The sequence below is a fragment of the Hydrogenophaga aromaticivorans genome (assembly GCF_013387465.1).
GTDB lineage: Bacteria > Pseudomonadota > Gammaproteobacteria > Burkholderiales > Burkholderiaceae_C > Hydrogenophaga > Hydrogenophaga aromaticivorans.
Genome location: NZ_VYGV01000026.1, coordinates 88980 through 105962 on the forward strand (window position 1 = coordinate 88980; position 16983 = coordinate 105962).

Sequence of the window (16983 nt, forward strand, 5' to 3'; positions counted from 1 at the left end):
GCGGCCGGTCAGCAGCCGAGCTGGTCGGCAAGGTGCAGCAGGTCGCGGGCGTGCAGCGTGTTGGCCGGGTCGGGCGACACGTCTTTCGGCTGCCCGGCGCCGAACTCCAGCGGGCGTTCGATGTACGCGGTCATCAGGCCGCAGGCGCGGGCGGCGGCGAGGTCGTCCTGGTGGGCCGCGACCAGCATCACCTCGGCTGGCGCGGCGTCGAAGGTCTGCGCCACGCCGAGGTAGGTGCGCGGGTCGGGCTTGTAGGCGCGGAACACCTCGGCCGAGAGGATGCAATCCCAGGGCAGGCCGGCGCGCTTGGCCATGTCGGTGAGCAGGCCGATGTTGCCGTTGGAGAGCGTGCAGATCAGGTGTTTCGATTTCAGGCGGGTCAGCCCGGCCACGCTGTCGGGCCAGGCATCGAGCCGGTGCCAGATGTGGTTGAGGTGCTGGCGCTGCGCTTCGCCCAGGTGGTCCAGGCCGAAGCGCAGCAGCAGCTCGTCGAGGATCAGCCGGTGCAGTTCGTCGATGCGTGTCCAGCCGAGTTCGCCCGATCGCACGCGCGCCATGGCGGGCTGGTAACCCGCGCGCCAGGCGAGCGCGAAGGCGTTGGCGTCGATCTGCGGATGGCGTTCGCTCACTTCGCGCACGATGCTGCCGTGCCAGTCGACCACGGTGCCGAAGATGTCGAAAGCGAGGATGCGGGGCACGGGGTTCATGGGCGGGCGCCTTTCAGTCGCTCAGAGCCAGCGGCGCACGCGCCGGGTGTAGGCCGTGTAGGTATCGCCAAACAGCGTGGTGAGCACACGTTCCTCTGGCTGGATCTGGAAGCGGGTGATGTAGAGCACGAACACCACCGGCCCGGCAAAGGCCAGCCACGCGCCCAGCCACACGGCCCAGGCCGTGAGGAAACAGACCAGGCCCACGTACATCGGGTTGCGCGTGACGCGGTAGATGCCGCTGGTGACCAGCGCGCTGGCGTTGGCCGGGCGCAGCGGGTTGATGGTGGTGTGCCGGCGCAGGAAGGCGACCAGGCCCGTCACGTCGAAGCCCGCACCGACCACGACCAGGCCCATGGCCAACCACGGGCGCAGGGTATCGGCGCTGTCGAGACGCGGGCCCATGGGGGCGAGCCACCACATCGCCGCGGCGACCAGCAGCGCCACCACCGGCGGCGGTAGCTTGAGCTCCAGCCAGTTCATCAGGCGGGCTGCCGCTTGCTGCTGGCCAGCAGGCCCGCTGCGAGAAGGAACACCACACCGGTCAGCCGGTTGAACTGGCGCGCGCGGTGCGGCTGCTGCAGCCAGCGCTGGGCGCGCGAAGCGGTCAGCGCATAGACCGTGAGCCAGCCCAGTTCGAAGAACACGAAGGTCGCGCCCAGCACCAGGAACTGCGGCAGCTGCGGTGCGGCCGGGTCAAGGAACTGGGGGAACAGCGCACCGAAGAACAGCAGGGCCTTGGGGTTGCTCAGGCCCACCAGAAAGCCCTGCGCCAACAAACGCTGTGTGCCCACAGCAGCGGCACCCCCCGCGACGCGGATGTCCGACGCCGGCGCGAGCAGCGCGCGCACGCCGAGGTAAGCCAGGTACGCAGCGCCGGCCCATTTCAGCGCGCTGAACAACAGCTCCGACGCCGCGAGCAAAGCCCCCAGACCGAGCGCCGACAAGGCCATGAGCCCGACCACCGCCGAGGTGCTGCCCAGCGACGTGATCAGCGCCTTGCGCGGCCCGAGGTTCACCGAGGTGGACACGCACATGAGCACGGCCGGGCCGGGTGTGACGGTGAGGACGAAGACGGCGGCCACGTAGAGCAGCCAGGTGGAGAGGGTCATGAAAAACTCCGAAGAAACCAAGCGAGCGAAAGGCCTGCGAGCGGGGATGTCAGCCCCTCAATGCAATCGCGAAGCGAAACGCTCCAGACGGGGCATCCAGTTGCCCGTGATGTCGGCCGACACCAGCACGCCTTCGGCCCGCGCGATCAGCAGCGCGCGCGGCACGAAGCCGATGTAGCGCGAATCCGCGCTGTTGTCCCGGTTGTCACCCAGCATGAAGTAGTGGCCCGGCGGCACCGTCAGCGGCCCGAAGGTGTGGCGGCTGTTGGCGCCCTGCAGGCTCTGCACCACGCGGCTGTGGCCAGCCACCCGCTCGGTGGCCCGCAAGGCCGGCACCAGCACACCGGGCGCCAGGGCTTCGCTGACCTCGGTGACGTCCGAGTAGTCGGCGGCCAGGCCGTTGATGACCAGCACCCCGGCCCGCATGGCCACCACATCACCCGGCAGCGCCACCAGGCGCTTGATCAGCCGCGTGCCGTCGGTCGGCGAACTGAAGGTGACGATGTCGCCACGCTGCGGTTCACCCAGCCGCGCCAGCGACACATCGGTGAGTGGCATCTTGAGGTCGTAGGCGAGACGGTTCACCAGCACCACGTCGCCTTCCAGGATGGTCGGTCGCATGGAGCCTGAGGGCACGGGGTTCCAGTCGGCGATGGCGGTGCGGAAGACGCCAAAACACAGCAGCAGCACCAGAAAACCGCGGTTGTCACGCAGCCATTTCTTCATGTTCATGGGTTCCTCCTGAAACCGTTGATTCAGAGGCTGGGAGGGAATTGGGCGTGGCCGAAAGGGCGTCCCAAAGCGCTGCCGGCAAGGCGCAAAGCACAGCCGTAGCTCGGGCTACGGCGCGCATTTGCAACGCCGCTGGCGGTGGTTTGGGGCGTCAAGGCGGGCATGACCGATTTCCTCTCAGCCTCTCAGGCCACCCGCAGGCGCACGCCGTCGGCTTCGGCGGCAACGATCTCGCCCACCTCGGCCGCCGCCGCAAAGCCGTGGCGCTCAAAGATCGCCAGCACCTCGGTCACCGCCTCGGGCGCGCAGGCCACGAGCAGGCCACCGCTGGTCTGCGGATCGCTCAGCAGGGCCTGGTCCACCGGCTGCAGGCCGGCGCCCAGACGCACTTCGTGGCCGTAGGCGGCCCAGTTGCGGCCGCTGGCGCCGGTGACCATGCCTTGCGCGGCGAGCCCGCGCACGCCGGTGATGAGCGGCACGCTGGCCATCTCAATCCGCACCGTGGTGTTGGAGCCGCGCGCCATTTCCAGCACGTGGCCGGCGAGGCCGAAGCCGGTGATGTCGGTCAGCGCGTGCACGCCGTCGAGCTTCGCCAGATCGGGGCCGGGCGTGTTGAGCTTCGTGGTGTTGGCGATCATCTGCGCGTAGCCTTCGGCGGGCAGCGCGTCCTTCTTCAGCGCGGCCGAGAGCACGCCCACGCCAATGGGCTTGCCGAGGATCAGGCGGTCGCCCACTTGCGCGTCGGCGTTGCGCTTGACGCGTTTCGGGTGCACCAGGCCCATGGCGACCAGGCCGTAGATGGGCTCGACCGAGTCGATGGTGTGGCCACCTGCGATGGGGATGCCGGCGGCGCGGCACACGTCCTGCCCGCCTTGCAGGATCTGGCCGATGGTCTCGGTGCTGAGCACGCTGATGGGCATGCCCACCAGGGCCAGCGCCATGATGGGTGTGCCGCCCATGGCGTAGACGTCGCTGATGGCGTTGGTGGCGGCGATGCGGCCGAACTCGTAGGGGTCGTCCACGATCGGCATGAAAAAATCGGTGGTGGCGATCAGCGCCTGCTCGTCGTTGAGCTGGTAGACGGCCGCGTCGTCCGCCGTTTCAATGCCGACCAGCAGCTCTTTGGGCATGGGCATCGCGGCCGTGCCCTTGAGGATTTCGCTCAAGACGCCGGGTGCGATCTTGCAGCCGCAACCGCCGCCGTGCGAGAGGCTGGTGAGGCGGGGCTGGGTCTGCTGGGGGGTGGTGGGTGCGTTCATAAGCTCGGAGGCGGTAGAAGAAGGAGCGCGTCGGCTCACATGAAGTTGCGGGTGTGCCGCTCGGCCAGGGCCTGCGCCGCTTCGGGCGCGAAGCCCAGCTTGGCCAGGCGCGCGCGCCGGCCGTCGGCCATTTCCTGTTTCAGGCGCTGCACCCGTTCGTAGCCCGTGGCCACGGCCTCGGGCGTGAAGGCGCCGGCGGCCAGCACGATGAGTCCGTCGAACACCTCTTCGTTCAGGCCGTCGGTGCTGGCGAGTTCGTCGTAGCGCCGCTCCACCGCCGCGTTCAGGCGGTATTTCAGATCCGGGTCCTGCGCCATCTGCCAGGCCAGGTGCGACATGCCGAAGGCCACATGGCGCGCCTCGTCGCGGCTGGCCAGGCGGCAGATCTGGCGCGTGACCGGATCGGGCGCATAGGTGTTGAGGAAGTTCAGCAGGTTCACGAACGTGCCTTCGCCCAGCACCGACAGCAGGAACGACGCCACCGAAAACTCGGGCTCGTCGAACAGGGTCTTGAGCGAGGCCTGCGCCCCGGCGGTGGACAAGGCCGGGCCGCGGCCCTTGAGCGCGATGCGCCGCGTGAACACCTCAACGTGCCGTGCTTCGTCGGCGATGGTGATGGCCAGGCACTGCAGCACCTCGCGGAAGTGCGGGTGCATCTGGCCGAGAAAACGCGCCGGCACCAGCAGGGCTGCGTTCTCGTTCTCCACCAGATAGGTCATCACCTGGACGACGGCGTCTTCCACTTCGTCGGGCAGTTCGAACGGGGCCGCCCAGTCGATGGCCTCGTTCGGGTCCCACTGGGCAGCCAAAGCGGTGGCGTAGAGGCGCGCCGCATCGTCGGCCCAGAGCGCGGCTTTGTCGGACAGCGGGAAGTAGAACTCGGGCGCGCCGGCTTCCACCAGCGCGCCGCGCGCGGCCACGCCCCAGCGGGCGCTGGGCTGGGCCACCACGGCACCGGGCGCGCCCGGGTCGGACGCGCCGGCCCGCTGCGCGCCACGCCAGCGCTGTGCTTCACCTGGACCGGGCGCGATGCGGTGTTCGCCGTCCTGGCTGGTCACAGTCAGGCCGCGCTTGCGGCACCAGCCGCTCAGGTGCACACCCAGCTCGGGGTGGCTGCCGCGCACGCGCAGCGCCAACGCCGGGTCGCGCTGGCGCAGGGCGTGGGCCACCAGCACGTGGGCGCCGGTGTCCATGCCCAGCGCGCCCAGCTCCAGCACCGGGCCGCCGGTGGCGGTGTCAGTAGCGGTAGTCATGGGCGGTGATGTTCCCCTGTGCGTCGTAGAAGCCGCTGGCGTCGATCGCGCGATCCAGCCAGGCGTAGCCGCTGGTACGCCCGTCCTTCCATTCGCGCAGGCCTTCGAGCTCCAGCAGCGGGCGCACCTGCGGGTCGTCGAACGACATCGCGCGGATCAGGGTCTCGAAGCGCGCCATCAGGTCGGCGGGTGCGCCCGGGCTGGTGGTGAAATTGCAGTGGTCGAAGGCGGGCGTACGCGCCAGCACCGTGCTGCGCCCGGCGGGCAAGGTGCCTTCCTGCGTGAACTGCAGGTGGTTGCCGTCGATCATCACCGCCGCGTCGACCTCACCCGCGATCAGGGCGCGCGCGGCGTCGCGCTCGCCGCCGACGTGGTCACCGTGTTTGCCGCCCAGCACGTCGTGGCGCACCACGGTGAGCGCGGTGTCGGGGGCCATGCCTTGCTCGCGCAGCCACTGCAGCGGGATCAGCGTGGCCTGGGGCGAATCGATCGCGCCGACGCCGATGCGTTTGCCGCGCAGGTCGGCCAGGGTGTTGATGCCGGCACCGGTGCGCACCACGATGACGGAGGTGAGGTCGCAGTCGGTGTCGCGCATGGCGATGGCGCGCACCTGGTCCGACACGCCACGCGCACGCGCCATGCGCTCGGCGCGCAGCCAGGCCAGCGGCGAGTTCCAGGCCACGTGCACCTCACCGCTGAACTGCGCCTCGACCTGGCGCTCGTAGTTGGAGTACAGGATGAAGTCGAAGGGCAGGCCGTTGCGGACGAAAAATTCCTTGAAGCCTTCCCAGATGGTGACGACCTTGGGCGCGTAGGCGACGGCGCCCAGAACGAGGGTTTGCGACATGTGGTGTCCTTTTCAGTGGGGGGTGTTCAGAACAGGTCCATGCCCAGCGTGGCCTTGCCGATGAAATCGTAGAGCACATCGGAGGTGGGCGCCATCACGGAGGCCGCGCGCGCATCGCGGAACAGGCGCTCGACGCCCACCTCTTTGCGGAAGGCCGCGCCGCCGCACACGCGCATGGCCAGGTCGGTGACCTGCATGGCGGACTCGGCCGCGTGGGCCTTGACCTGCAGCACGCGCAGCATGGCGTCGGCCCGTGCGCCGGCGATGGCGGCGATGGTGTCGTCCAGCAGCACGGCGGCGCTGTCGGCCTGGATCTTGGCGCGGGCGATGTAGGCACGGGCCGTGGGCAGGTCGGCGATGCTGGTGCCCAGGTGGGCGAAACGGGTGGCGTTGACGTGGGCGGCGGCGCGGGTGATCGCGCCGTCCATCATGCCCACCGAGCCCGAGGCGTTGAGCACCGAGAACCACGGCAGCACCGTGCCCATCATGACGTCGAAGCCGGTGCCGTCGGCGCCCAGCATCGCCGTCAGCGGCAGACGCACACCCTCGGCGCGCACCGGCGACGAGGCGTTGCCGCGCAGGCCCATGCCGTCAAACGGCGCCACGGTGCTCAGGCCCGCGGTCTCGCGCGGCATCAGCCAGATGCTGCTGGCGCCGCTGGCGGCCAGGGGCTGGCTGGACCACACGTACGAATCGGCATGGCCGGCGGCCGTGACCCAGCTCTTGGCCGCGTCGAGCACTGCGCCGCTGCCGTCGGCGCGGGCGGTGCTGGTGGGCGCCCAGAAGTGGCTGCGCGAACCGGCTTCGGAAAACGCCAGCGTGCTCAGGTGCTGGCCGGCGGCGATGGCCTTGCGGGTGGTCTCGTCGCCGAATTTTTCGATCACGGCCGTGGCGCTGTAGTGCATGGCCAGGATCATGGCGGTGGACGGGCAGGACTGCGCGATGCGGCGCACCGCGCGGCTGGCGTGGCCCATGTCACCCCCGGCGCCGCCGACGCTGGCATCGCTGATGAGGCCCAGCAGGCCGGCGCTGCGCAAGGCCGCCAGGCTGGTGGCGGGGAACTGGCCGAGCTTGTCGGTCTCGATCGCCGCGGCGTCGATGACGGCGGTGACAACGCCGTCAAGGGCGTTCAGCAGGGCTTGGGCGGGGGTGGTTTGGGTCATGGCGCAGATCCAGATAAAGAGTGGATGGGGTGGTGGGTGGAAACGTGTCTTGAGCGCACCCGCGGAGAAGGGACAGGTGGTGGGGCGCTCGCGGACCGGCGGTGGGGGCCGGGAGTGGCGCTGCACTCGAAGAACTGTGAGAGCGTAATGCATCCGGGTTGCGCCGGGATGGGCACCACAAGCGCTGGTTCAGCTCAGCTCGGCCAGCAGGGACAGCAAGGCCGCGCGCTCGGCGGCCGGTTCAAAGCGGGCAGAACGCAGCTGGCATTGCGTTTGCAGGTCGGCGAGCCAGGCACCGCCGCGCAACTGGCCATCTCGCGCGGTTCGCAGCAGGGCCGCCAGCGCAGCGGCGTCGCCAGGCGGAAAGTAGCCCCCGTAGTCGGCGCCCAGCATGCCCACGTTGCCCGCGATGCGCGAGGCCAGCACCGGCGTGCCGCTGAGCGCGGCTTCCATGATGACGTGGGCACCGCCTTCCATGCGGCTGGTGTGCACCAGCACGTGGGCGCGCTGGATGCGGGCGCGTGTGGCGGCGTGCGGCTGGTTGCCGAGCCAGCGGTAGTGCGGGCAATCGGCCGCGGTCTGGCGTGCGGCTTTGCCCAGCGCCGGGTCCAGCGCTTCGCCGATGTGGTCGATGAAGATGCCTTCGTCGGGGCCGATCAGGCGCGCGGCTTCGAACAGGGTTTGTGGTGACTTTTCATCGCGCAGATGGCCCACCATGACCGCACGCAGGTGGGCCTGGGTCTTGGGCAGCGTGGCGCGCCGCGTGCTGGACTGGAACACCACGCGGCATTTGGCGCGCAGCGCTTCGGGCAAGGCCTGCGGCCCTTGTTCCTGCAGCACGATGAGCCGCTGCGCCAGCGCCAGCGAGCGCTGCGCGCTGGCGTCGCTCAGGATGTCGCGGTAGAGATCGGTGCCGGTGAGCGCCAGCACCAGCGGTTTGTGCGGGTGCGCCTGCGCCCAGGCGGTCACGCTGGCGGCCGAGCGGCGCGCGTGCAGCGCGAGCAGGATGTCCGTGCCGTCGTCGGTGCTTTGCGCGTCGGGCCATGCCTTCACCAGGCGGACCGCATAATGCCCGCGAAGCATGTGAGCCCAGCGTCGCGCGGTCTGCCAGTTGCCGTTGTTGGCATCGGCCAGGGCCGGGGTGACGATGCACAAAGAGGGTTTTTTCATGGGTGTGAAGCTGAGCTCAGCGATTGTGTCCGATGCCGAATCCGCGCGCTGCGGTGGCAAGGCGTGGCTGGCAGAAGCGCTGCGCGATGCGCGCGCACGCAGCCTGGCGCTGTTTGATGCCTACGAGGCCGCGCTCGGCCCGGGCCTGCGTGTGCCCAACACGCCCGAGCTGAACCCGCCGCTCTGGGAACTGGGCCACATCGGCTGGTTCGCCGACTGGTGGCTGGCGCGTTACCCGCAGCGCCACCGGGGCGTCCACGCCGATCCGCAAGCTGTGCGCAGCCCGGCGCGCCAGGCAGCTCGCGGTGTGAACGCCGATGCGCTCTACAACTCCAGCGACGTGCCGCACGACGCGCGCTGGCGGCTGGATCTGCCCGGTGCCGACGCCGTGCGCGCCGACCTTGCAGCCAGCCTGGCCGACACCTTGGCCGTGCTCGCAGACGCACCCGAAGACGACACCGGCCTGTATTTCTTCCGCCTCGCGCTGTTCCACGAAGACATGCACGCCGAAGCCGCGGTCTACATGGCACAGACGCTGGGCTTCGACCCGCTGCACCACCTTCCAGCCGACACGACCACGGTCCAGCGGCCGACAGCGCTGCGCGTCGCCGCAACCGACTGCACGCTGGGCCGCAGCGGCCCCGGCTTCGCGTTCGACAACGAACTCGGCGCGCACGCGGTGTCGGTCGGCGCCTTCGAGATCGACGCACAGCCCGTCACCTGGGCGCAGTTCCTGCCTTTCGTCGAAGGCGGCTCGTATGTGCAACGCCAGTTCTGGAGCGCCGCGGGCTCGATCTGGCGGCTCTCGCAGGAACGGCAGGCGCCGCGTTACCTGCGGCAAACCCCGCAAGGCTGGGAACAGCAGGTGTTTGGCCGCTGGCAGCCGCTGGACCCGGCCGCAGCGGCCAGCCACCTCACGGCATTCGAGGCGCAGGCCTGGTGCGCCTGGGCCGGGCGGCGCCTGCCAACCGAGGCCGAATGGGCGGTGGCCGCGCAAGAGGCGGGCTTCGAATGGGGCAGCGTGTGGGAATGGACCGCCAGCACCTTCGCGCCCTTCCCCGGCTTTGCGCCGCACCCTTATGTGGACTACTCGCGCCCATGGTTCGACGGCCGCCCGGTGCTCAAGGGCGCCAGCCCCGCCACCGTGCCGCGCATGCGCCACCCGCAGTACCGCAACTACTTCACGCCCGAGCGCAACGACATCGTGGCGGGTTTCCGCTCGGTGGCTGCCTCACGCCGGCCCCCAGAGGGGGAAAGCGCTGGTCCGTTCAGGCCGGCGCGAAGAACACGCTGAACCAGCCCCTCGTATCGCTCCAGTGGGTGGACGGGCCGAAGCCCGCTTCGCGCAGCAGCGCGTCGAAATCGGCCGGTTGCCACTTGTAGGAGTTCTCGGTGTGCACCCGCTCGCCGTCGGCAAAGTGGCGCTCGCCGCCGGGCCAGCGCACCGTCTGCGCGCCATCGGACTGCAGGTGCATCTCGATGCGCGAAACGGCCTCGTTGAAAAAGGCCACGTGCTGCCAGCGCGCGGGCGCGAAGTCGGTGCCCAGCAGGGCGTTGGTGTGCAGCAGCAGGTTGCGGTTGAAGGCCGCCGTCACGCCCAGCGGATCGTCGTAGGCGGGCTCCAGGATGGCCTTGTCTTTCACCCGGTCGACGCCGATCAGGATGCCGCCGCCCGGCCCGCCCGCGGCGCACACGGCGTGCGCTTGGCGCAGCAGGGTCAGCGCCTCGGCGGGGGCGAAGTTGCCGATGCTGGAGCCGGGGTAGAACACGCAGACCGGCGCGGTGCTGAGGTCGTGCCGCGCCAGCCAGTCGGTGGCGGCGGGCGGCAGGGCCAGCTCGGCCGAGAAGTCCATGCCCAGCCCCAGCATGGGTATCGCGCGGTGGCGCTGCCGCAGCTCGCTCATGGTCTCGCGCAGGTAGTCCACCGAAATGTCCACCGCCACATAGGCGCCCGGCCGCAAGACCGGGAACAGCCCCGCGGCCTTGGCGCAGCTGCCCGCGCCCAGATCGACCAGCACCGCGCCCGTCGGCACCTGCTGCGCCATGGCAGCGCCATGCTCGCGGAAGATGGCGGCTTCGGTGCGCGTGGGGTAGTACTCGGCCAGCTCGGTGATGGCGTCGAACAGGCGCGAGCCCAGCGCGTCGTAGAAGAACTTGGGCGCCACGCGTGGCGGCGTCTGTTTCAGCCCCGCGGTCAGCTCGGCCTGCACGGCCGCCAAGTCTTCGCGGTGGATCTGCACAAAATGGGCGGTGGGTGTGTCGAGGGGCATGCGTGTTGGTTTCCGTTCAGACCGGGTTATACCGGGTGGACCGCCTCAGCGGTCGCCTGAATCCGGCTTTTCTTACAGGGGAATCCCCGCATGGCCCCACCCGGCGCACCGGCACCGTATCGCGGTTTAATACGCCTCCCCATCCCTCTTTACCGGATACCACCATGAACCCATTGTCTTGTTCACGCACCGTTCGCGCACTCTTGACCTGCGCCGTGCTGGGCCTCTGCACCCTCGCGCAGGCGCAGCAGGTGTTCCGCGTCACCGCCATCCCCGACGAGTCGCCCACCGAGCTGGCCCGCAAGGCCGGCCCGCTGATGCAATACCTCGAAGCCCGGCTGGGCATGAAGGTCGAATACATCCCCGTGACCGACTACGCGGCCTCGGTGGAAGCCCTGGTCAACAAGAAGGTCGACATGGCCTGGTTCGGCGGCTTCACCTTCGTGCAGGCCAATGCGCGCTCGGGCGGCAAGATCATCCCGCTGGTGCAGCGCGCGGAAGACGAAAAGTTCAAGTCGGTCTTCATCACCAGCGACCCGGCCGTCAAGACCCTGGCCGACCTCAAGGGCAAGGACGTGTCCTTCGGTTCACAAAGCTCCACCAGCGGCCACCTGATGCCGCGCAGCTTCCTGATGGAAGCCGGCCTCAACCCCGACAAGGACTTCAGGCGCGTGGCCTACAGCGGCGCGCACGACGCGACCATCGCAGCCGTGGCCTCGGGCAAGGTGCAGGGCGGTGCGCTCAACATCTCGGTGTGGGAAAAGTTCGTCGCCGACAAGAAGGTCGACACCACCAAGGTGCGCGTGATCTACACCACCCCGCCCTACTTTGACTACAACTGGTCGGTGCACGCCGACATGCCCGCCGCCACGCGCCAGAAACTGTCCGACGCCTTCCTCGCGCTGAGCCCGGCCACACCGGAAGGCAAGCAGATCCTCGACCTGCAGCGCGCCAGCAAGTTCGTGCCGACCAAGGCCGAGAACTACAAAGGCATCGAAGCCGCCGCCCGCAGCGGCAGCCTGCTCTGACCCGGAGTCCCGCGCTTGAACATCGACCTGCAGGGCGCCAGTGCCCGCCACCCCGCCGCACGACCGGGCGCAGCGCCAGCCCTCAAGGGGTTGACGCTGCGCGTGACCCACGGCGAGCAGGTGGCGGTGATCGGCCCCTCGGGCGCGGGCAAGACGACGCTGCTGCAGGTGATCGCCTGCGCCATGCCGCTGCGGGCCGGCACGCTGCAGCTGGATGGCGCGTCGCCCTGGCAACTGCCGCGCAGTGCCCTGCAGCGCTTGCGTGGACGCCTCTTTCTGGCGCCGCAGGTGCCGCCGCTGCCGCCGCGCCAGCGTGTGGTGACGGCCGTGCTCGCCGGTCGCCTGCCGGCCATGGGCCTGTGGCAGAGCCTGCGCTCGCTGTTCTACCCGGTCGATATTCCGGCGGCGTTCGAAGCGCTCGACCGCTTCGATCTCGCGGACAAACTCTTCGAACGTGTCGACCGCCTCTCCGGTGGCGAACGCCAGCGTGTGGGTCTGGCGCGGGCACTGCTCGCGCCCGCCTCGCTCTGGCTCATTGACGAGCCCTTGTCCGCGCTCGACCCGGCGCGGGCGCGCCAGGCCATCGACACGCTGCTGGCGGGCGCGCGCGAGCGCGGCGCCACGCTGGTGACCACGCTGCACCAGGTGGAAGTCGCCCTTGAACATTTCCCCCGCATCGTCGGTCTGCGCGACGGCGCGCTGGCCTTCGATCTGCCGGCGGCGCAGGTCACGCGCGAGCACCTGGCCCGCCTGTACGAGCAGCACGAAGACGAGCTGCACGGCCCTGCCCCGCTCGATGTGGCACCGCTGCCCGTGCCGCAACCCGTCGTCATGCACTGCCGGTGAGCGTGTGAGCATGAACACCTCATCTGTGCGCCCACCGACCCGCGACCCGGCCTGGCTCGGCCGCGTGTTCTGGAGCCTGGCCGCACTGGTGCTGCTGTGGCCGCTGCTGGTGGCGACCGAGTTCAGACCCTGGGTGCTGCTGGCGCCCGAGAGCCTCCAGGTCAGCGGGCATTTCATCGGCAGCTTCTGGCCGCTGGCCCACGGCGCCGAGTTCCTGGCCATGGTGGCGCGCGAGACCTGGCGCACGGTCGCCATGGCCACCGCCGGCATGACGCTGGCGCTCATCATCGCGCTGCCGCTGACCCTGATGTCCACGCGCGTGCTGTCGATTTCGGCGCTGGCGGGTCCGATGGCCCGCGGCCCTTTCTGGCTGCGCCAGAGCGTGCGCTGGCTGCTGGTCGTGTTGCGCAGCATCCCCGAGCTGGTGTGGGCGCTGGTGTTTGTACGCGTGGTCGGCCTGGGGCCCACGGCCGGTGTGCTGGCGATCGCGCTCACCTACGGCGGCATGCTGGGCAAGGTGTATGGCGAGATCCTGGAAAGCGGCGAAACCGATGCCACGCAGAACCTGCTGCGCAACGGCAGCGGGCGCCTGCAGGCCTTCTTTTACGGTCTGCTGCCGGCCAGTGCGGCCGAGCTCACCAGCTACACGGTCTACCGCTGGGAGTGCGCGATCCGCTCGTCGGTGGTGCTGGGTTTCGTGGGCGCGGGTGGTCTGGGCCAGCAGATGGACAACTCGATGAAGATGTTCAACGGCGGCGAGGTCGCCACCATGCTGCTGGTGTTCATGGCGCTCGTCGCGCTCGCCGACCGCGTGAGCGCAGGGCTGCGCAAGGCACTCGGATGAACAAGCCCCAGGCCGCCAACCAGACCTACCGGCTGCCACCGCCGCTGTTCAGCGCGCGCTGCAAGGCCTGCTGGTTCAGCGCCGGCTTGCTGGTGCTGGTGGTGGCGAGCTTCTGGTCACTCGACCTGCAATGGGCCCAGTTCCTGTCGCTCGAAGCGGCGCAGAGCATGGGCCGCTTCCTGGCCGAGTTCGTGCCGCCCGACACGGCGCCCGAGTTCCTGAAAAAGGTCGCACTCGGCACCTGGGAAACGCTGGCCATGTCGGCGCTCGGCACGCTGCTGGCGGCGCTGGCCGGGCTGGCGCTGGCGCTGCCCGCCAGCCGACTGCACGAGGGTGATGCCGCGCACGGTCGCACGCCCACGCGACTGCTGCTCAACGCGCTGCGCAGCATCCCCGAGCTGGTGTGGGCCGCGCTGCTGCTGATCTCCGCCGGGCTGGGCCCCTTTGCCGGCACGCTGGCGCTGGCGCTGCACACCACCGGCGTGCTCGGCCGGCTGTTCGCCGAAGCGATCGAAAACGCGCCGCCCGGCCCCGGCGATGCCCTGCGCGCGCAGGGCGTGGGCAACGGCCGCGTGTTCCTCTACGCCACGCTGCCGCAGGTGCTGCCGCAGCTCATGAGCTACACGCTCTACCGCTGGGAAAACAACATCCGCGCCGCTGCCGTGCTGGGCGTGGTGGGCGCGGGTGGCCTGGGCCAGCTGCTGGCCTTTCACATGGGTCTGTTCCACATGGGCAAGACCGCCACCATCCTGGCCGCCATGCTGCTGCTCGTGGCCTTCGTGGACGCCGCCAGCCACGGCTCGCGGCGCCTGCTCACGCGCTGAAGACCGCCCGGCACCGGATCCTCGTCATCGACGCCAAGGGCCTGTATCCTGACCCCCCGCGCAGGGTTCCGCAAGTTCCACGACGGCCCAACGAACAAGGTGGACATGACGACCGACAACGACCTCTCCATCGCGCTTTACCGCAGCAAGGCCGCGGGCTACGACGCCTCGGCCGAGTTCACCATGCCGCTGCGCCGGCGCACCATCGCGCTGCTGCAGCTGCAGCCCGGCCAGACCGTGCTCGACGTGGGCGCCGGCACCGGCCTGAGTTATGCGCTGCTGCGCGCGGGCGTGGGCGACACCGGCCGCGTGCTGGCCTTCGAGCAGAGCCCCGACATGTTCGCGCTGGCACGGCAACGCGTGCAGCGCGAAGGCTGGGCCAACGTGTGGCACGCCAACGCAGCGGCCGAAGCGGTGCAGCTGCCGGCGCTGGCCGATGCGGTGCTCTTCAACTACACGCACGACATCAGCCGCAGCCCGGCGGCGGTGGCCAACATCCTGCGCCAGGTGAAACCGGGGGCGCGCGTGGCGATGGCGGGCATCAAGTACTTCCCCTGGTGGACCGGCCCGCTCAACCTGCTGGCCTGGCTGAAGAACCGGCCCTACAACGCCCGGGCCGCCGACCTGTGGGAACCCTGGAGCCTCGTGGCCGCTCAATGCAAGGACTTCCGCTGGAACAGCACGCAATGGGGCATGGGCTACATCGCCAGCGCCACGCTGAAAGGACCACCCCGATGACCGCGACCCCGGCCCCCCAGACCGCACCCACCGACCTGGCCCGGCGCTTCGCCAGCGTGCGCGCCCAGACGCTCGCGCTGGCCGAGCCCTTGAGCGAGGCCGACTGCCAGGTGCAGTCCATGCCCGACACCAGCCCGACCAAATGGCACCTGGCCCACGTGACGTGGTTCTTCGAGACCTTCGTGCTGGAACGTTTTGAACCCGCCTTCCAGCCTTTCCACCCCGGTTTTCGTGTGCTGTTCAACAGCTACTACCAGGGTGTGGGGGAGCAGCACCCGCGCCCGCAGCGCGGCCTGGTCACGCGGCCCGGCCTGGCCGAAGTCAAGGCCTACCGCGCGAATGTGGACACGCGCATCGCCGCCCTGCTGTCGCGCACGGACAGCCCCGAGCTGCGCGAGCTGATGGAGCTGGGCCTGCAGCACGAGCAGCAGCACCAGGAGCTGCTGCTCACCGACATCAAGCACCTGCTGGCGATGAACCCGCTGAACCCGGTCTACCACCCGCAATGGCCGCTGAGCAGCGTGGTCGCCACGCCGGTGGACTGGGTGGAATACGCCGGCGGCATCGCCCAGGTGGGGCACGCGGGCGCCGGTTTCGGATTCGACAACGAAGCCCCGCGCCACGCCGTGCTGCTGCGGCCCTACGCCCTGGCCAACCGGCTGGTGACCCACGGCGACTGGCTGGCCTTCATGGACGGCGGTGGCTACCGCGACCCGCGCTGGTGGATGGCGGCGGGCTGGGACTGGGTGCAGGCCCAACAGGCCGTTGCGCCGCTCTACTGGCAGGCCACCGACGGCGGCTGGACCAACTTCACGCTGCACGGCCGCGTGCCGCTGGACCCGCACACCCCGGTGGTGCACATCAGCTGGTTCGAGGCCGATGCCTACGCGCGCTGGCGCGGTGCGCAGGACGGGCTGGCGCTGCGCCTGCCGACCGAAACCGAGTGGGAGTTTGCCGCGCAGGCTCTGGGCGACACCTGGCAGAAACAGGGCAACTTTCTGGAGAGCGGCGCCCTGCACCCGATGCCGCTGGCGCGCAGGACACCCGGCCCGCGCCAGATGGGCGGCGACGTCTGGGAATGGACCGCCAGCCCCTACACCCCCTACCCCGGCTACCGCCCCTGGGCCGGCGCGGTGGGCGAATACAACGGCAAGTTCATGGTCAACCAGATGGTGCTGCGCGGTGGCTCGTGTGCCACGCCGCGCTCGCACATCCGCGCCAGCTACCGCAATTTCTTCCCCACCGACGCGCGCTGGCAGTTCAGCGGCGTGCGCCTGGCGAAGGATCTTTGATCCACCGTCCATCCAGGCACCCCAGGGAACGACGACAGGCCCTGGGCTTTTCACCGCCGGCGCAACGCGGCTGCTGAGCGGTCATGCCCGTGTGGTCAACGCCGCCGGGCTGTGCGTGCTCCCCTTGTCTGCGGGCCGGTCGGCGCCTCAGCGCAGGCCGAAAAAGGACAGGACGAACAGAACGACCACGACCAGGCCGACGATGTAGATGATGCTGTTCATGAGAGTTTTCCTTCGCGTAGGTGGGATGAGATGCGGCGCATTCACCGCTCGGGCACGGCACCGCCACCCTCACATTAGCGGCGGCGCTGCATCTGATCTGTGCGCCAGCGCTCATACCGGCCAACCGGCGGCCGCAGGACCCTGATGGTTCGCTGGCGAACAGACAGGCGGCCCCGAATCTGCCCCTATGGGGACTCTGCGCCGGCTTGTCGCAGCTTCTGAAGACCTGGTCAACGGAAGCGCATTGCACAGCCGCCAAAGGCCCCGCTCCCCCAACCGAAAGGAAACCCCCATGACCCGCGAAAAAACGGCCCACATTGAGCCATCCAGGCACTCAACCGACGAAGTGGATGAGTTTCTCGACATGGTTGAAGACAACATCGAAGACGCTCCTGGCGCTGGTTCACCGGCCATCAAGCCCAACCCGGATCTCGATGACGACGGCAAGCCCACCACGGACACCCCGAAGAACCCCAGGATCTGAACCCGCCCACCGCAGATCAAACCGCGTGCAGCGCGCGCAGGGCACCGGCCTGCGCCAGCGTTTCGCGGTAACCGGCGTCGATAGCGCGCTCGCGGAATTCGCGCGACAAGCTGACCCAGTAGCCGAAGTCGGGCTTGAGCAGCCCATCGGCCATCTTCGCGTCGGCGTCCACCCTGTGCACGCGCTATATGC

At 69.6% G+C, this 16983-nt stretch carries 19 protein-coding genes; 8 read left to right on the forward strand and 11 right to left on the reverse strand.

Features of this window, described 5'->3' with window-relative positions; all coding sequences use genetic code 11:
• Positions 1-8: 8 nt before the first annotated feature.
• The 9 genes from F3K02_RS24075 to senB all read right to left on the reverse strand — a co-directional run bounded on the left by F3K02_RS24075 (position 9) and on the right by senB (position 8243).
• Positions 9-707 (reverse strand): haloacid dehalogenase type II, encoded by a 699-nt coding sequence (locus F3K02_RS24075; protein ID WP_177138824.1) that lies wholly within the window; start codon positions 705-707, stop codon positions 9-11.
• A gap of 21 nt (positions 708-728) precedes the next feature.
• Complete coding sequence (locus F3K02_RS24080) at positions 729-1190, reverse strand: methyltransferase family protein (protein ID WP_177138826.1); 462 nt, start codon at positions 1188-1190, stop codon at positions 729-731.
• Entirely contained in the window at positions 1190-1819 is a 630-nt protein-coding gene (locus F3K02_RS24085; RefSeq protein WP_177138828.1) for a LysE family translocator, read from the reverse strand. Before F3K02_RS24085 ends, F3K02_RS24080 begins: the two co-directional genes overlap by 1 nt.
• A 57-nt stretch (positions 1820-1876) precedes the next feature.
• Positions 1877-2545, reverse strand: coding sequence for a signal peptidase I (gene lepB, locus F3K02_RS24090; RefSeq protein ID WP_177138980.1), 669 nt, complete (start codon positions 2543-2545; stop codon positions 1877-1879).
• Between the two features lie 191 nt (positions 2546-2736).
• On the reverse strand, positions 2737-3810 hold the full coding sequence (gene selD / locus F3K02_RS24095) for a selenide, water dikinase SelD (RefSeq protein WP_177138830.1): 1074 nt from the start codon (positions 3808-3810) through the stop codon (positions 2737-2739).
• Between the two features lie 35 nt (positions 3811-3845).
• Complete coding sequence (locus F3K02_RS24100) at positions 3846-5063, reverse strand: ferritin-like domain-containing protein (RefSeq protein ID WP_177138832.1); 1218 nt, start codon at positions 5061-5063, stop codon at positions 3846-3848.
• Positions 5047-5910, reverse strand: a complete 864-nt coding sequence (locus F3K02_RS24105) for a phosphate/phosphite/phosphonate ABC transporter substrate-binding protein (protein WP_177138834.1) — start codon at positions 5908-5910, stop codon at positions 5047-5049. Before F3K02_RS24105 ends, F3K02_RS24100 begins: the two co-directional genes overlap by 17 nt.
• A gap of 26 nt (positions 5911-5936) precedes the next feature.
• Entirely contained in the window at positions 5937-7073 is a 1137-nt protein-coding gene (locus F3K02_RS24110; protein ID WP_177138836.1) for an acyl-CoA dehydrogenase family protein, read from the reverse strand.
• Between the two features lie 189 nt (positions 7074-7262).
• Positions 7263-8243 carry a selenoneine biosynthesis selenosugar synthase SenB gene (gene senB / locus F3K02_RS24115; protein ID WP_177138838.1) on the reverse strand — a complete coding sequence of 327 codons (981 nt, stop codon included), beginning with the start codon at positions 8241-8243 and terminating at the stop codon, positions 7263-7265.
• Between senB and senA the strand changes: the two genes are divergently transcribed.
• Positions 8242-9537, forward strand: a complete 1296-nt coding sequence (gene senA, locus F3K02_RS24120; protein ID WP_177138840.1) for a selenoneine synthase SenA — start codon at positions 8242-8244, stop codon at positions 9535-9537. The two genes, senB and senA, sit on opposite strands and share 2 nt — an antisense overlap.
• Here the strand turns inward: senA and egtD are convergent.
• Positions 9512-10513: an L-histidine N(alpha)-methyltransferase gene (egtD, locus tag F3K02_RS24125; protein WP_177138842.1), complete on the reverse strand. Its 1002-nt coding sequence runs from the start codon at positions 10511-10513 to the stop codon at positions 9512-9514. The genes senA and egtD overlap by 26 nt on opposite strands.
• A gap of 164 nt (positions 10514-10677) precedes the next feature.
• Between egtD and F3K02_RS24130 the strand changes: the two genes are divergently transcribed.
• The 7 genes from F3K02_RS24130 (at position 10678) to F3K02_RS24160 (ending at position 16791) form a co-directional block, all read left to right on the forward strand.
• Positions 10678-11541, forward strand: a complete 864-nt coding sequence (locus F3K02_RS24130; RefSeq protein ID WP_177138844.1) for a putative selenate ABC transporter substrate-binding protein — start codon at positions 10678-10680, stop codon at positions 11539-11541.
• A gap of 15 nt (positions 11542-11556) precedes the next feature.
• Entirely contained in the window at positions 11557-12387 is an 831-nt protein-coding gene (locus F3K02_RS24135) for a phosphonate ABC transporter ATP-binding protein (RefSeq protein ID WP_177138846.1), read from the forward strand.
• 10 nt (positions 12388-12397) lie between these two features.
• Entirely contained in the window at positions 12398-13231 is an 834-nt protein-coding gene (locus F3K02_RS24140) for a PhnE/PtxC family ABC transporter permease (protein WP_177138848.1), read from the forward strand.
• A complete protein-coding gene (gene phnE / locus F3K02_RS24145) occupies positions 13228-14055 on the forward strand; it encodes a phosphonate ABC transporter, permease protein PhnE (RefSeq protein ID WP_177138849.1) in 828 nt (275 codons plus the stop codon). The genes F3K02_RS24140 and phnE overlap by 4 nt, the downstream gene beginning before the upstream one ends.
• Before the next feature lie 105 nt (positions 14056-14160).
• Positions 14161-14793 carry a class I SAM-dependent methyltransferase gene (locus F3K02_RS24150; protein ID WP_177138850.1) on the forward strand — a complete coding sequence of 211 codons (633 nt, stop codon included), beginning with the start codon at positions 14161-14163 and terminating at the stop codon, positions 14791-14793.
• Entirely contained in the window at positions 14790-16085 is a 1296-nt protein-coding gene (gene egtB / locus F3K02_RS24155) for an ergothioneine biosynthesis protein EgtB (RefSeq protein ID WP_177138851.1), read from the forward strand. Before F3K02_RS24150 ends, egtB begins: the two co-directional genes overlap by 4 nt.
• Before the next feature lie 514 nt (positions 16086-16599).
• The gene (locus F3K02_RS24160; protein WP_177138852.1) at positions 16600-16791 is read left to right on the forward strand and encodes a hypothetical protein; all 192 of its coding nucleotides are present in this window, start codon (positions 16600-16602) and stop codon (positions 16789-16791) included.
• A gap of 16 nt (positions 16792-16807) precedes the next feature.
• On the opposite strand, the gene F3K02_RS24165 is transcribed toward F3K02_RS24160, so the two are convergent.
• The gene (locus F3K02_RS24165) at positions 16808-16972 is read right to left on the reverse strand and encodes a hypothetical protein (protein ID WP_177138853.1); all 165 of its coding nucleotides are present in this window, start codon (positions 16970-16972) and stop codon (positions 16808-16810) included.
• Positions 16973-16983 lie beyond the last annotated feature (11 nt).